Source organism: Pseudomonas sp. microsymbiont 2 (assembly GCF_054788395.1).
Genome location: NZ_CM139112.1, coordinates 48774 through 62105 on the forward strand (window position 1 = coordinate 48774; position 13332 = coordinate 62105).

13 protein-coding genes are annotated in these 13332 nt (G+C 64.3%); 6 read left to right on the forward strand and 7 right to left on the reverse strand.

The window, feature by feature from the left end:
• Positions 1-6: 6 nt before the first annotated feature.
• Complete coding sequence (locus ACYUME_RS00245) at positions 7-1005, reverse strand: phosphate ABC transporter substrate-binding protein PstS (protein WP_279888425.1); 999 nt, start codon at positions 1003-1005, stop codon at positions 7-9.
• A 257-nt stretch (positions 1006-1262) separates the two neighbouring features.
• Positions 1263-2552 carry an MFS transporter gene (locus tag ACYUME_RS00250; RefSeq protein ID WP_460417654.1) on the reverse strand — a complete coding sequence of 430 codons (1290 nt, stop codon included), beginning with the start codon at positions 2550-2552 and terminating at the stop codon, positions 1263-1265.
• Positions 2553-2916: 364 nt separating this feature from the next.
• On the opposite strand from ACYUME_RS00250, the gene ACYUME_RS00255 reads away from it, so the two are divergent.
• Both ACYUME_RS00255 and ACYUME_RS00260 read left to right on the forward strand, forming a co-directional pair.
• Positions 2917-3315: an acyl-CoA thioesterase gene (locus tag ACYUME_RS00255; RefSeq protein ID WP_003253317.1), complete on the forward strand. Its 399-nt coding sequence runs from the start codon at positions 2917-2919 to the stop codon at positions 3313-3315.
• 73 nt (positions 3316-3388) lie between these two features.
• Entirely contained in the window at positions 3389-4285 is an 897-nt protein-coding gene (locus ACYUME_RS00260; protein ID WP_460417656.1) for a D-hexose-6-phosphate mutarotase, read from the forward strand.
• A gap of 130 nt (positions 4286-4415) precedes the next feature.
• On the opposite strand, the gene ACYUME_RS00265 is transcribed toward ACYUME_RS00260, so the two are convergent.
• From ACYUME_RS00265 to ACYUME_RS00285, 5 genes are all read right to left on the reverse strand, one after another.
• Positions 4416-4949: a DUF3299 domain-containing protein gene (locus tag ACYUME_RS00265; RefSeq protein WP_460417658.1), complete on the reverse strand. Its 534-nt coding sequence runs from the start codon at positions 4947-4949 to the stop codon at positions 4416-4418.
• 50 nt (positions 4950-4999) lie between these two features.
• A complete protein-coding gene (locus tag ACYUME_RS00270) occupies positions 5000-5245 on the reverse strand; it encodes a GlsB/YeaQ/YmgE family stress response membrane protein (protein WP_050707557.1) in 246 nt (81 codons plus the stop codon).
• Between the two features lie 96 nt (positions 5246-5341).
• A complete protein-coding gene (locus tag ACYUME_RS00275) occupies positions 5342-6424 on the reverse strand; it encodes a 5-(carboxyamino)imidazole ribonucleotide synthase (protein WP_279884431.1) in 1083 nt (360 codons plus the stop codon).
• 10 nt (positions 6425-6434) lie between these two features.
• The gene (gene purE, locus ACYUME_RS00280) at positions 6435-6926 is read right to left on the reverse strand and encodes a 5-(carboxyamino)imidazole ribonucleotide mutase (protein ID WP_050707559.1); all 492 of its coding nucleotides are present in this window, start codon (positions 6924-6926) and stop codon (positions 6435-6437) included.
• Between the two features lie 171 nt (positions 6927-7097).
• Positions 7098-8027, reverse strand: coding sequence for a LysR substrate-binding domain-containing protein (locus ACYUME_RS00285; RefSeq protein WP_279884432.1), 930 nt, complete (start codon positions 8025-8027; stop codon positions 7098-7100).
• A gap of 181 nt (positions 8028-8208) precedes the next feature.
• On the opposite strand from ACYUME_RS00285, the gene aspA reads away from it, so the two are divergent.
• The 4 genes from aspA to ACYUME_RS00305 all read left to right on the forward strand — a co-directional run bounded on the left by aspA (position 8209) and on the right by ACYUME_RS00305 (position 13282).
• The gene (gene aspA / locus ACYUME_RS00290; protein ID WP_240064215.1) at positions 8209-9633 is read left to right on the forward strand and encodes an aspartate ammonia-lyase; all 1425 of its coding nucleotides are present in this window, start codon (positions 8209-8211) and stop codon (positions 9631-9633) included.
• Between the two features lie 321 nt (positions 9634-9954).
• Positions 9955-10947 carry an AraC family transcriptional regulator gene (locus ACYUME_RS00295; protein WP_460417660.1) on the forward strand — a complete coding sequence of 331 codons (993 nt, stop codon included), beginning with the start codon at positions 9955-9957 and terminating at the stop codon, positions 10945-10947.
• Between the two features lie 188 nt (positions 10948-11135).
• Positions 11136-12176: a histone deacetylase family protein gene (locus ACYUME_RS00300; protein WP_460417662.1), complete on the forward strand. Its 1041-nt coding sequence runs from the start codon at positions 11136-11138 to the stop codon at positions 12174-12176.
• A gap of 2 nt (positions 12177-12178) precedes the next feature.
• Positions 12179-13282, forward strand: a complete 1104-nt coding sequence (locus ACYUME_RS00305) for an extracellular solute-binding protein (protein ID WP_460417664.1) — start codon at positions 12179-12181, stop codon at positions 13280-13282.
• Positions 13283-13332 lie beyond the last annotated feature (50 nt).

The window sequence follows — 13332 nt, forward strand, 5'->3', positions numbered from 1 at the left end:
AGTTACTTACTTCTTTGCAACGTTGCCGGCGTGGGACAGGCCCAGGTCAGCCAGGGTCTTGTCGACCACCTTGGCTGGCAGCGGGATGTAACCGTCCTTCACCACAACCTGCTGGCCGGCCTGGGACAGGACCAGCTTGACGAACTCGGCTTCCAGCGGGGCCAGAGGCTTGTTCGGCGCCTTGTTGACGTAGACGTACAGGAAGCGCGACAGCGGGTAGGTACCGTTCAGGGCGTTGGCTTCGTTGTCTTCGACGAAGGCGCCGCCGTCTTTCTTGGCCAGAGGCACGGTCTTGACGCTGGCGGTCTTGTAGCCGATGCCCGAGTAGCCGATGCCGTTCAGCGAGGAGCTGATCGACTGCACGACCGAAGCCGAACCAGGCTGTTCGTTGACGTTAGGCTTGAAGTCGCCTTTGCACAGGGCTTCTTCCTTGAAGTAACCGTAGGTGCCCGATACCGAATTGCGACCGAACAGCTGGACCGGCTTGTTGGCCAGGTCGCCGGTCACGCCCAGGTCACCCCAGGTCTTGACGTCGGTCTTGCCACCGCACAGGCGGGTGGAGGAGAAGATGGCGTCGACCTGAGCCATGGTCAGGCCCTTGATCGGGTTGTCCTTGTGCACGAACACGGCCAGGGCGTCGACGGCGACCGGAATGGCGGTCGGCTTGTAGCCGTACTTCTGCTCGAAGGCCTGCAGCTCGACGTCCTTCATCTTGCGGCTCATCGGGCCGAGGTTGGCGGTGCCTTCGGTCAGAGCGGGTGGCGCGGTCGAGGAGCCGGCGGCCTGGATCTGGATGTTTACGTTCGGATATTCCTTCTTGTAGGCCTCGGCCCACAGGGTCATCAGGTTCGCGAGGGTGTCGGAACCAACGCTGGAGAGGTTGCCCGATACACCGGTGGTCTTGGTGTAGGTCGGGATCGCAGGATCGACAGCGGCGACCGCATTGGCGGCAGCGACGCCAGCGGCGGCAAAGGTCAGGGCCGCCATCAAACGCTTCAGTTTCATGCCTTGCTCCTAGCAGGAATATCGTGGGGTTTGTGATGGAACGGGCCCAAGTATCTGCAGGCCGCATGAACACTCTATGACTCGAATATGACAATTGGATGAAAGGCCATCACCGGGGATCCGGGATGGCCTTTCAAGATGTTTCCAGAAGGGGTCGAGCAGGTCCGCCCTCTTCGCGGGTAAACCCGCTCCCACAGGACCTGCGCCCTACCTGTGGGAGCGGGTTTACCCGCGAAGAGGCCCGTAGCGCCAGCCGCTTAGCGCTGCTTGGCGAGCAAATAGAGGCCCACGGCCAGACCAACGGCGCACAGGCACGCCACGTAATAGGCCGGCGCCATCGGGCTGAACTTGAGCAGCGCGGTGACCACCATCGGCGTCAGGCCGCCAAAGATCGCGTAGGCCAGGTTGTAGGAGAACGACAGCCCGCTGAAACGCACCACCGGCGGGAACGCCTTGACCATCACGTAGGGCACGGCCCCGACGATGCCGACGCACAGGCCAGTCAGGGCATACAGCGGGAACAACAGGTCCGGCCGGGTCGGCAGGCTGTGGTAGAAGGCCCACGACGACGCCAGCAGCGCCAGGCTGCCAATGATGAACACCCGTCCAGCGCCGAAGCGATCGGCCAGGCTGCCGGCCCCGATGCACCCCAGGCTGAGCAGCACGATGGCCAGGCTGTTGGCCTTGAGCGAGTCGGTGGGGCTGATGTGGTACAGGCTCTGCAACAGCGCCGGGGTCATCAGGATCACCACCACGATGCCCGCCGAGAGCAGCCAGGTCAGCAGCATCGACAGGATGATCGCGCCGCGATGGTCACGCAGCACCGCGCGCAGCGGCAGCTCTTCGGCCAGGGCCTTGCGCGCCTGCATCTCGGCGAACACCGGGGTTTCATGCAACCAGCGGCGCAGGTAGACCGCGAAGAAGCCGAACACGCCACCGAGCAGGAATGGAATACGCCAGGCGTAGTCCGCCACTTCGTCCGGGGTGTAGAGGGTATTGATCAGGGTCGCCACCAGCGAGCCGAGCAGGATGCCCGAGGTCAGGCCTGCGGTCAGGGTGCCGCAGGCATAGCCGGTGTTGCGCGCCGGCACATGCTCGGAGACGAACACCCAGGCGCCCGGTACCTCGCCGCCGATGGCCGCGCCCTGGATCACGCGCATCAGCAGCAGCAGGATCGGCGCCCACAGGCCGATCTGCGCATAGGTCGGCAGCAGGCCCATGATCAGGGTCGGCACGGCCATCATGAAGATGCTCAGGGTGAACATCTTCTTGCGCCCGAGCAGGTCGCCGAAGTGGGCCATGACGATGCCGCCCAGCGGGCGCGCGAGGTAGCCGGCGGCGAAGATGCCGAAGGTCTGCATCAGGCGCAGCCATTCGGGCATGTCGGCAGGGAAGAACAGCTTGCCCACCACCGTGGCGAAGAACACGAAGATGATGAAGTCGTAGAACTCCAGGGCGCCGCCCAGGGCGGACAAGGAGAGGGTCTTGTAGTCACTGCGGGACAACGGCCGGGACGGCTGCTCGATACTGCTCTGCGCGGAGGTCATCGCTGTTCGTTCTCTTCTTGTAGGTATGCAGGCCGCTTGGCATGCGGCTTCTGGAATGGTCAGGCAGCGAAGATAGCAAATTGCCGAACCGCGCTCATAGCGGTACAAAATCCATACAGATATTCATCAATGCACGGTCGTCGCTGGCTGTGTGGGTATATATACTGCCCGCTCGTAGGAAAAGGTTGCTCCGCCCAGCGGATATTGTGCGAAAACGTCGGGTCGAATCGTCAGACTGTTTCGCAGAATTTCCCTTTGGCCGCCCCCGAAGCGAAATCAGCGTAGTATGCGCGTTGCTGAATCGTTTTTACGGCGTCCGTTACCGCGCCACCAACGAAGCGTCACGGGTCAGAGGCCCCACGGCATGATTGAGCTCGAACAAGAAGATCCTATCCCGCAAGGCGACCTGGCCCTGCAGATCACCGCGCTGCCGCGCGAAACCAATGGTTTTGGCGATATCTTCGGCGGCTGGCTGGTCGCCCAGATGGACCTGGCCGGCACCGCCATGGCCAGTCGCGTCGCCGGTGGCCGGGTGGCCACGGTGGCCATCGACCGCATGGCCTTCCTGGTCCCGGTGGCGGTGGGCGCGCAACTGTCCTTCTATACCCAGACCCTGGAAATCGGTCGCAGCTCGATCCAGATGATGGTCGAGGTGTGGAGCGACGACCCGCTGTCCAGCGAATGGCGCAAGGTCACCGAGGCGGTGTTCGTGTTCGTCGCCATCGATGGCAGCGGTCGTACCCGCTCGGTGCCTCGTCGCTGAGCCGAGCGAGCGGTAAACTCATTGCAGGTCACCGGGTCCAACGGCCTGACAGACAATCAATGAGACGAGCGCAATGGCTAACTTCACGGTCGAGACCGAGCTTCACGGCGAACTCAATTGCTGGCGCATCACCAGCGACCATGCCGAACTATTGATCGCCCAGCAGGGCGCGCAGGTCCTCAGCTACCAGCGGATCGGCGAACCGCCGCTGCTGTGGCTGAGCGACCAGGCCATCTTCCGCAAGGGCAAGTCGGTGCGCGCTGGCGCGCCGGTGTGCTGGCCATGGTTCGGCATCTTCGAACGCAACCCGGATTCGGTCAAAGCCATGTTCAAGGGCGAGCAGCCACCGGCCCACGGCCTGGTGCGCGGGCGCGACTGGCAGTTGCTGGGGGCCGAAGAGCACGGCGAAAGCCTGCAAATCGAATTCGAACTGCCCGAAGCCCAGGGCGACCTGCCCGGTTGGGCCCATGAGGTCCAGCTCAAGCTGCTGGTGGAGCTGGGCGACCAGCTGAAGCTGACCCTCACCAGCTACAACCTCGGCAACACCGACGTCACCCTGAGCCAGGCCCTGCACAGCTACTTCGCCGTGAGCGACGTACGTCAGGTGCAGGTGGAAGGCGTGGACGGGTTGGCCTATATCGAAACCCTGGCCAACTGGGCGCAGCGCCAGCAGCAGGGCAACCTGGGCTTCGCGGGCGAGACCGATCGCATCTACCTGAACGCCCCCGAGCGCCTGGCCATCGTCGACCCGCACTGGAACCGGCGCGTCACCCTGCAGGCCGGCGGCTCGCGCACCGCGGTGATCTGGAACCCCTGGACCGACCGCGCCCGCGACCTGCCGGACATGGCCGACGATGGCTGGCAACGCATGTTGTGCATCGAGACGGCGAACGTGATGGATGACGTGGTGCTGCTCAAGCCGGGGGCGAGTCATGCGATGAGCGTGGCGATCGGTAGCGAAGTGCTCTGATCCGTAATTTTCAGCGTCAGTTCCGGCCCTTTTGCGGGTAAACCCGCTCCCACAGGCACTCCATTGTTCTCAAGGTCAGTGAAATACCTGTGGGAGCGGGTTTACCCGCGAAGCCGCCGACGCAGGCAACTCAAAGATCGGCATCCTCCACCACCCTGACCTGCCCCGCCTCCAGCGCATACGCCGCATCCGCCAGATCATTGCTGACCTTTTCCACCTTCAGCGTGCCGGTCACCCACAACGGCGTGTAGATGTCGTCGATTTTCAAGCCTTTCGCATAGCGCACCAGCACCAGCTGGTTCGGTGGCGGCGGCGGTACGTGAATGCAGGCGCCCGGGTACGGCACCAGGAAGAACAGCGTGCTGTTGCCCTTGGCATCGCTCTCCAACGGCACGGGATATCCGCCCAGGCGGATCTGCTTGCCGTTCATCGCTGCAACGGTCTTGGTCGAGTACATCACCGCAGGCAAGCCCTTGCTCTGCTTCAGGCCACCCTTGGCAGTGAAGGTCCCTTGGGCTTCCGGGGAGTTGTGGTCGATCTCGGGCATCTGCTCGAGGGCTTTCTGATCCGACTTGGGCATCAGCTCAAGCCAGTCGGTCTCGGGCAGTTCGGCATGAGCCAGGGCGCTGGCCAGCAGCAGGGGAACGAGGAATAACGCACGCATGGGAATGCTCGGCAACTCGGGATTGAATTGCCGGGCATTCTAGCCTGTGTTCAGTTCTTCTTGATGAAGCCGTAGATCACCAGAAGGATGATGGCGCCCACCAGGGCTCCGAAGAAGCCCGCCGCCTGCCCGGCCTGGTAGATGCCCAGGGCCTGCCCGCCATAGGTGGCGGCCAGAGAGCCGGCAATGCCGAGGAGGATGGTCATGATCCAGCCCATGCTGTCGTCACCCGGTTTCAGGAAACGCGCCAGCAGGCCGACGATCAGGCCGATGAAGATGGTTCCAATGATGCCCATGGCAATCCCTCTGAGATGAAAGTGGAACAAGCCAAAGCCTAGACAGCGCTTTGGCTTGTCGCCATTTCAGAGCGATGGTGCCCCGCGAAAGTTCGCTCAGCCGGCGATCAACGCCTCTACTTCGGCGATCTTGGCCTGCAGCGTGGCCATGTCGGCGCAACGCAGGGTAGCGTGGCCAACCTTGCGCCCGACCTTGAACGCCTTGCCATAATGGTGCAGATGGCAGTCGTCGATGGCCACGACCTTGTCCACCGCTGGCACTTCGCCGATGAAGTTGAGCATGGCGCTCTCGCCGACCTTGGCGGTCGACCCTAGCGGCAGGCCGGCGACGGCGCGCAGGTGGTTCTCGAACTGGCTGCATTCGCTGCCTTCGATGGTCCAGTGCCCGGAGTTGTGCACGCGCGGCGCGATCTCGTTAGCCTTGAGGCCACCGTCGACTTCGAAGAACTCGAATGCCATCACGCCGACATAGTCCAGCTTCTGCAGTACGCGGCCGACGTAGTCTTCGGCCAGGGCCTGCAGCGGGTGGGCAACGCTTGCCACCGACAGGCGCAGAATGCCGCTGTCGTGGGTGTTGTGCACCAACGGGTAGAAGCGGGTTTCGCCATCACGGGCGCGCACGGCCACCAGCGACACTTCGCCGGTGAACGGCACGAAGCCCTCCAGCAGGCACGGCACACTGCCCAGTTCGGCGAAGGTGCCCACCACGTCCTCGGGCTTGCGCAGGACCTTCTGGCCCTTGCCGTCATAGCCCAGGGTGCGGGTCTTGAGCACGGCCGGCAGGCCGATGCTGGCGACGGCGGCATCCAGGTCTTGCTGCGAAAGGATGTCGGCGAAAGCCGGGGTCGGAATCCCCAGGTCGCGGAACATGCTCTTCTCGAACAGCCGGTCGCGGGCAATGCGCAGGGCCTCGGCGCTCGGGTAGACCGGCACGAACTGCGAGAGGAAGGCGACGGTCTCGGCCGGCACGCTCTCGAACTCGAAGGTCACCAGGTCGACTTCGTCGGCCAGCTGGCGCAGGTGGTCCTGGTCGCCGTAGTCGGCGCGCAGGTGCTCGCCCAGCGGCGCGGCGCAGGCGTCCGGGGCCGGGTCGAGGAAGGCGAAGTTCATGCCCAGCGGAGTGCCTGCCAGGGCCAGCATGCGGCCCAGCTGGCCACCACCGATTACACCGATTTTCATAGGGTCAGCCTCAAGCCTGGCGCGGGTCTGGATTGTCCAGCACGGTGTCGGTCTGCTCGGTGCGGAACTGCTTGAGCGCCGCGTGGAACTGCGGGTACTTGGCCCCCAGGATGCTCGCCGACAGCAGCGCGGCGTTGATCGCGCCGGCCTTGCCGATGGCCAGGGTGGCAACCGGCACGCCGGCCGGCATCTGCACGATCGACAGCAGCGAATCGACGCCCGACAGCATCGACGACTGCACCGGCACGCCCAGCACCGGCAGGTGAGTCTTGGCGGCGCACATGCCCGGCAGGTGGGCGGCGCCGCCGGCACCGGCGATGATCACCTCGATGCCGCGGCCTTCGGCCTCCTCGGCGTACTGGAACAGCAGGTCCGGGGTACGGTGGGCGGAAACCACCTTCACCTCGTAGGGAATGCCGAGTTTTTCCAGCATATCGGCGGTGTGGCTAAGGGTGGACCAATCGGACTTGGAGCCCATGATCACGCCAACCAGTGCACTCATCGTCGAGCCTCTTCGCTTGTGCGCCCGCAGGCGCGTCAAAAAACAACAAGCCACGCGGGACGACCGGCGTGGCTTGTTTGCTGATCATGACCGGATCTATCCGGTCGAGGGGCCGCGCAGTATAACGTAACGCGAGGCGATCACGGCACCCCCGGCGACCAACTGTCGGCCTTATTTTTCGGGGGTTTGGCTGACTTTCGGGTCAACTGAACCGCCCTCCAGCTTGCGCCACAGCAACCGCACGTTGGCCTTGCGCACCAGGGCGCAGCGGTACAGGCGGATTTCCAGCGGCACATGCCACTGGCTGCCGCCACAGATCGCCAGTTCACCGCGCTCCAGCTCGCCGCGCATCGACAGCCTCGGCACCCAGGCGATGCCCATGCCTTCGAGCGCCATGCTCTTGAGACTGTCGGCCATCGCGGTTTCATAGACAGTGGTATAGCGCAGGTTGCGCTGGCGCAGCAGCAGGTTGACCGAACGGCCGAGGAAGGCACCGGCGCTGTAGGCCAGCAGCGGCACGCTGCCCTCGCCCTCCAGGTCGAACAGCGGCTTGCCGTCCGGGCCCACGGCGCACACCGGAAGCATTTCGGTGGTGCCCATGTGCAGCGAGGGGAAGATCTCGGCGTCCATCTGCAAGGCGGCGTCCGGATCATAGAAGGCCAGCATCAGGTCACAGCCGCCCTCGCGCAATGCATGAACGGCATCACCGACGTTGGTGGCCACCAGGCGCGTGGCGATGTTCAAGCCATCGTTGCGCAACTGCGCCACCCAGCGCGGGAAAAAGCCCGATGCCAGGGAGTGCGCGGCCGAGACCTGGATCACCTCGCCCTGCCCGCCCTCCAGGTGATGCAAATGGCGGAGAACTTCGCTCAACTGGTCGACAACGGTACGCGCGGTGACGAGAAACAGCTGGCCGGCCTCGGTCAGTTCGATGGGCGTGCGGGAACGATTCACCAAGGTCAACCCCAGCGCCGCCTCCAGGCTGCGTATGCGTCGACTGAACGCCGGCTGGGTGACGAATCGGCGCTCGGCCGCTTGCGAAAAACTGCGGGTGGAGGCCAGGGCACTGAAGTCCTCCAGCCATTTGCTTTCGAGGTTCATCGACTACTCCGCAACGCGTGCACCAAAATGGAACACGCTCGATTGTCAATCGGCGTCACATCAAACCGTATGCCGTTTGCGCATAGGTTAGCGTGCAACAGCATTGGCCGCAAAATCCGGGCAGCCCTAGCATTGGCGCCATTCCGGCAGGTGCCGGGTCAAAATCGAGATGATATCCATCATGTCCTCCGCTGCATCGTTCCGCGTCGAAAAAGATCTGCTTGGTACCCTTGAAGTCCCTGCCGATGCCTACTACGGCATCCAGACCCTGCGCGCTGCCAACAACTTCCACCTCTCCGGTGTTCCGCTGTCGCACTACCCGAAACTGGTAGTCGGCCTGGCGATGGTCAAGCAGGCTGCTGCTGACGCCAACCGTGAGCTGGGGCACCTGAGCGATGCCAAGCACGCTGCCATCAGCGCAGCCTGCGCCCGCCTGATCAAGGGTGACTTCCACGACCAGTTCGTGGTGGACATGATCCAGGGCGGTGCCGGCACCTCCACCAACATGAACGCCAACGAAGTCATCGCCAACGTCGCGCTGGAGCACATGGGCCACCAGAAAGGTGAGTACCAGTACCTGCACCCGAACAACGACGTGAACATGGCGCAGTCGACCAACGACGCCTATCCGACCGCGATCCGTCTGGGTCTGCTGCTGGGCCACGACGCCCTGCTGGCCAGCCTCGACAGCCTGATCCAGGCCTTCGCCGCCAAGGGTAAAGAGTTCGACCACGTACTGAAGATGGGTCGCACCCAGCTGCAGGACGCCGTACCGATGACCCTGGGCCAGGAATTCCGCGCCTTCGCCACCACCATGACCGAAGACCTGCAGCGCCTGCGCTCGCTGGCCCCGGAACTGCTGACCGAAATCAACCTGGGCGGTACCGCCATCGGTACCGGCATCAACGCCGACCCAGGCTACCAGATGCTGGCCGTTCAGCGCCTGGCGATCATCAGCGGCCAGCCGCTGGTCCCGGCCGCCGACCTGATCGAAGCCACCTCCGACATGGGCGCCTTCGTGCTGTTCTCCGGCATGCTCAAGCGCACCGCGGTCAAGCTGTCGAAGATCTGCAACGACCTGCGCCTGCTGTCCAGCGGCCCACGCACCGGCATCAACGAGATCAACCTGCCGGCGCGTCAGCCAGGCAGCTCGATCATGCCAGGCAAGGTCAACCCGGTGATCCCGGAAGCCGTCAACCAGGTGGCCTTCGCCATCATGGGCAACGACCTGGCCCTGACCGTCGCCGCCGAAGGTGGCCAGCTGCAGCTGAACGTGATGGAGCCGCTGATCGCCTACAAGATCTTCGACTCGATCCGCCTGCTGCAACGCGCCATGGACATGCTGCGCGAGCACTGCATCGTCGGCATCACCGCCAACGAACAGCGCTGCCGTGAGCTGGTCGAGCACTCGATCGGCCTGGTCACCGCCCTGAACCCGTACATCGGCTACGAAAACGCCACCCGTATCGCCCGCGTCGCCCTGGAAACCGGCCGCGGCGTGCTGGAACTGGTGCGCGAGGAGAAGCTGCTGGACGAAGCGATGCTCAACGACATCCTGCGTCCGGAAAACATGATCGCTCCCCGTCTGGTTCCGCTGAAGGCGTAATCCAGACCGCTGCAAACAGTCTCACCAGGTCGAGGGACTAGACACCTCTCAACCTTTCAAGGGCCCGAGCGCACGCTCCGGGCCCTTTTTTTATGCCTGCGCTTCAAACCCTGCGCGGTCCCTGTAGGAGCGGCCTTGCCGAGGCGTCGGACCGGTCGGAAAGGGCCGCAAAGCGGCCCCGGCGATCGTTGCGTCAATGCTGAAATCCCGGGGCTGCTATGCAGCCCTTTCGCGACACAAGGCCGCTCCTACAGGGGTTATACGTCTCGAGCGGCATATAACTTGCTCGCTAAAGCTTCTCAGCCCAATGAGACGCCGAGCATGCTGCACAGCCACCTCACCACCCTCAACGCGGTTTCGCTGATCCTCCAGGTATTCCAGGAGGCCGGCGTCGACTCGCGTCAGCTGCTCGCCGGCAGCGGCATAGGCCCGGCGGACCTGGGCCACGCCGATGCGCGCATCACCACCCAACAGGAGCTGCAGGTGTGCGCCAACGCCGTGGCCCGGCGCGAGGACATCGGCCTGGAACTGGGCCGGCGCATGCATGTGTCGTGCTACGGCATGCTCGGTTACGCCTTGCTCTCCAGTGCCACTTTGGGTGACGCCCTACGCCTGGCGCTGAGCTATCCGGCACTGCTGGGAACAGTCTTCCACCTGCGTCTGGTCGATGATGGCCAGCGCGTCTGGCTAACCGCCAGCGAACACTACGACGCGCCAGGCCTTGCCGCATTCAACGCCGAGTTCTGCCTGCTGTCGCTCAAGGTGATCTGCGACGACCTGCTCGGTCGCCCGCTGCCTCTGCTGGCGGCGCGCTTCGAACATGTTAGGCCCAGCTACCATCCGCTCTATGCCGGTGCGTTCCAGTGCCCGCTGGGGTTCGATGCAGGCGACAACGCCTTCGCCTTCGAGCGTCGCTGGCTGGACATGCCACTCCCGCTGGCCGACCCGGTTACCCACAAGGCCATGAGCGAACGCTGCCGACGCCTGAACCTGGAGTTCACCGGGCGCCAGGCATGGCTGGGGCGGATTCGCCAATTGCTGATGCAGCAACTCGATGCCGCACCGGGGCTGGAGGGATTGGCACGGCAGATGAACTGCTCGTCGCGCACCCTGCGTCGCCATCTGCAGGCGCTGGGCAGCAGCTATCAACAGCTGCTCGACGAACTGCGCTTCGAGCGCGCCAAGCAGTTGCTGGCCGAGGACCAGATGCCGATCTACCGTATCGCCGAAACGCTGGGATTCAGCGAGACCGCCAGTTTCAGGCATGCCTTCCAACGCTGGAGCGGCGTGGCGCCCAGTCATTTTCGCGGCTGACCTGAGCCGACCCTATCGCGGGGCAAGCCCGCTCCCACGAATGATCTGGCGTGGGAGCGGGCTTGCCCCGCGATGAGGCCAGCACATGCCTTGGCCACATCGATCCCCTTTTGGCCGTTTGCGTCGTTCTCCCGCGATTGGCCGCCCACCAGAATGGCCTCACGCCAGTCATAACCGGAGAACAACAAGTGCTGACGATCTATTCCGATGACCACCGCCTGCACCACGGCCGCTGCGAGCTGATCGACGGCCAGCTGATGCCCTGCTTCGAGATGCCCTCGCGCGCCGACCACGTCCTGGAGCAAGTGCAAAGGCGCAACCTCGGCCCCGTGCAAGGCCCCACCGATTTCGGCCGAGCCCCGCTGCAACGCATCCACAGCGACGCCTACCTGAGCTTCTTCGAAGGCGCCTGGGCCCGCTGGGCCGCGCTCGGCCAAGACGGCGACCTGCTGCCTTTCACCTGGCCGGCGCGCACACTGCGCCAGGTCAAGCCCTCCGGCCTGCACGGAGAACTCGGCTACTACAGTTTCGATGCCGGCGCACCGATCACCGCCGGCACCTGGCAGGCCGCCTACAGCGCCGCGCAAGTGGCCCTGACCGCCCAGGCCGCGATCCAGAAAGGCGCCCACGCGGCCTTCGCCTTGTGCCGCCCGCCAGGACACCACGCCGCCGCCGACGTGATGGGCGGTTACTGCTACCTGAACAACGCCGCCATCGCCGCCCAGGCATTCCTCGACCAGGGCCGGCGCAAGGTGGCCATCCTCGATGTCGACTATCACCACGGCAACGGCACCCAGGACATCTTCTATGCCCGCGGCGATGTGTTCTTCGCCTCGATCCACGGCGACCCGCAAGACGAATTCCCGTTCTTCCTCGGCTATGCCGACGAAGTCGGCGAAGGCGCGGGCGAAGGCTGCAACATCAACTATCCGCTGCCCGCCGGCAGCGACTGGAAGGCCTGGAGCGCCGCGCTGGAAGATGCCTGCCAACGCATCGCCGCCTATGACGCCGAGGTGCTGGTGATCTCCCTCGGCGTGGATACTTTCAAGGACGACCCGATCTCGCAGTTCAAGCTGGACAGCCCGGATTACCTGGAGATGGGCAAGCGCATCGCCCAGCTCGGCAAGCCGACCCTGTTCGTGATGGAGGGCGGCTACGCCGTGGAAGAAATTGGTATCAACGCGGTCAACGTGCTGGAAGGCTTCCAGCGCGCCCAGCCAGGAGCCTGAACATGGTCCGACTCAAGCGTCTGCTCGCCCCGCTCCTCGCCACCGGCCTGTGCGTCGGCGCGCTCCAGGCTCACGCCGAACAGCGCACCCTGCGGGTGTACAACTGGTTCGACTACATCACCCCGCAGACCCTCACCGACTTCCAGAAGGACAGCGGTGTGAAGCTGGTCTACGACATCTTCGACACCAATGAAGCGCTGGAGGCCAAGCTGCTGACCGGCAACTCCGGCTACGACGTGGTGGTGCCGTCCAACGTGTTCCTCGCCAAGCAGATCGAGGCTGGCGTGTTCCAGCCACTGGACCGCGCCAAGCTGCCCAACTGGCAGCACCTGGACCCGGCGCTGATGAAGCTGATCGAGGCCAACGACCCAGGCAACAAGTTCGCCGTGCCGTACATGTATGGCACCGTGCTGATCGGCTTCAACCCGGCCAAGGTCAGGGCCGCGCTCGGTGACGACGCCCCGCTGGACAGCTGGGACCTGATCTTCAAGCCTGAGAACATCGCCAAGCTCAAGCAGTGCGGCGTGGCGCTGCTCGACTCGCCGTCGGAAATCCTGCCGCTGGCGCTGTCGTACCTGGGCCTGGACCCCAACAGCGGCAAGCCTGCCGATTACCAGAAGGCCCAGGACCTGCTGCTGAAGATCCGCCCGTACGTCACCTACTTCCACTCGTCGAAGTACATGGCCGACATCGCCAATGGCGATATCTGCGTGGCGGTGGGCTATTCGGGCAGCTTCTCCCAGGCCGCCAACCGCGCCCGCGAGGCGAAGAACGGCGTGGTGGTGGACATGCGCCTGCCCAAGGAGGGCGCGCCGATCTGGTTCGACATGCTGGCGATCCCGAAGAACGCGGCCAACCCGGAGGATGCCCATGCCTTCATCAACTACCTGTTGCGGCCCGAGGTGATCGCGCCGATCAGCGATTTCGTCGGCTACCCGAACCCCAACAAGGATGCGACCGCCAAGGTCAGCCCGGCGATCCGCAACAACCCGAACCTGTACCCGACGGCGGAGGCGATGGCCAAGCTGTATACCTTGAAGCCGTTGCCACGGGATGCCGAGCGGGCACGGACACGGGCCTGGACCAAGATCAAGTCGGGGACTTGAGTCGACTGCTTCGCGGGTAAACCCGCTCCCACAGGTATAGCCACTGTTCT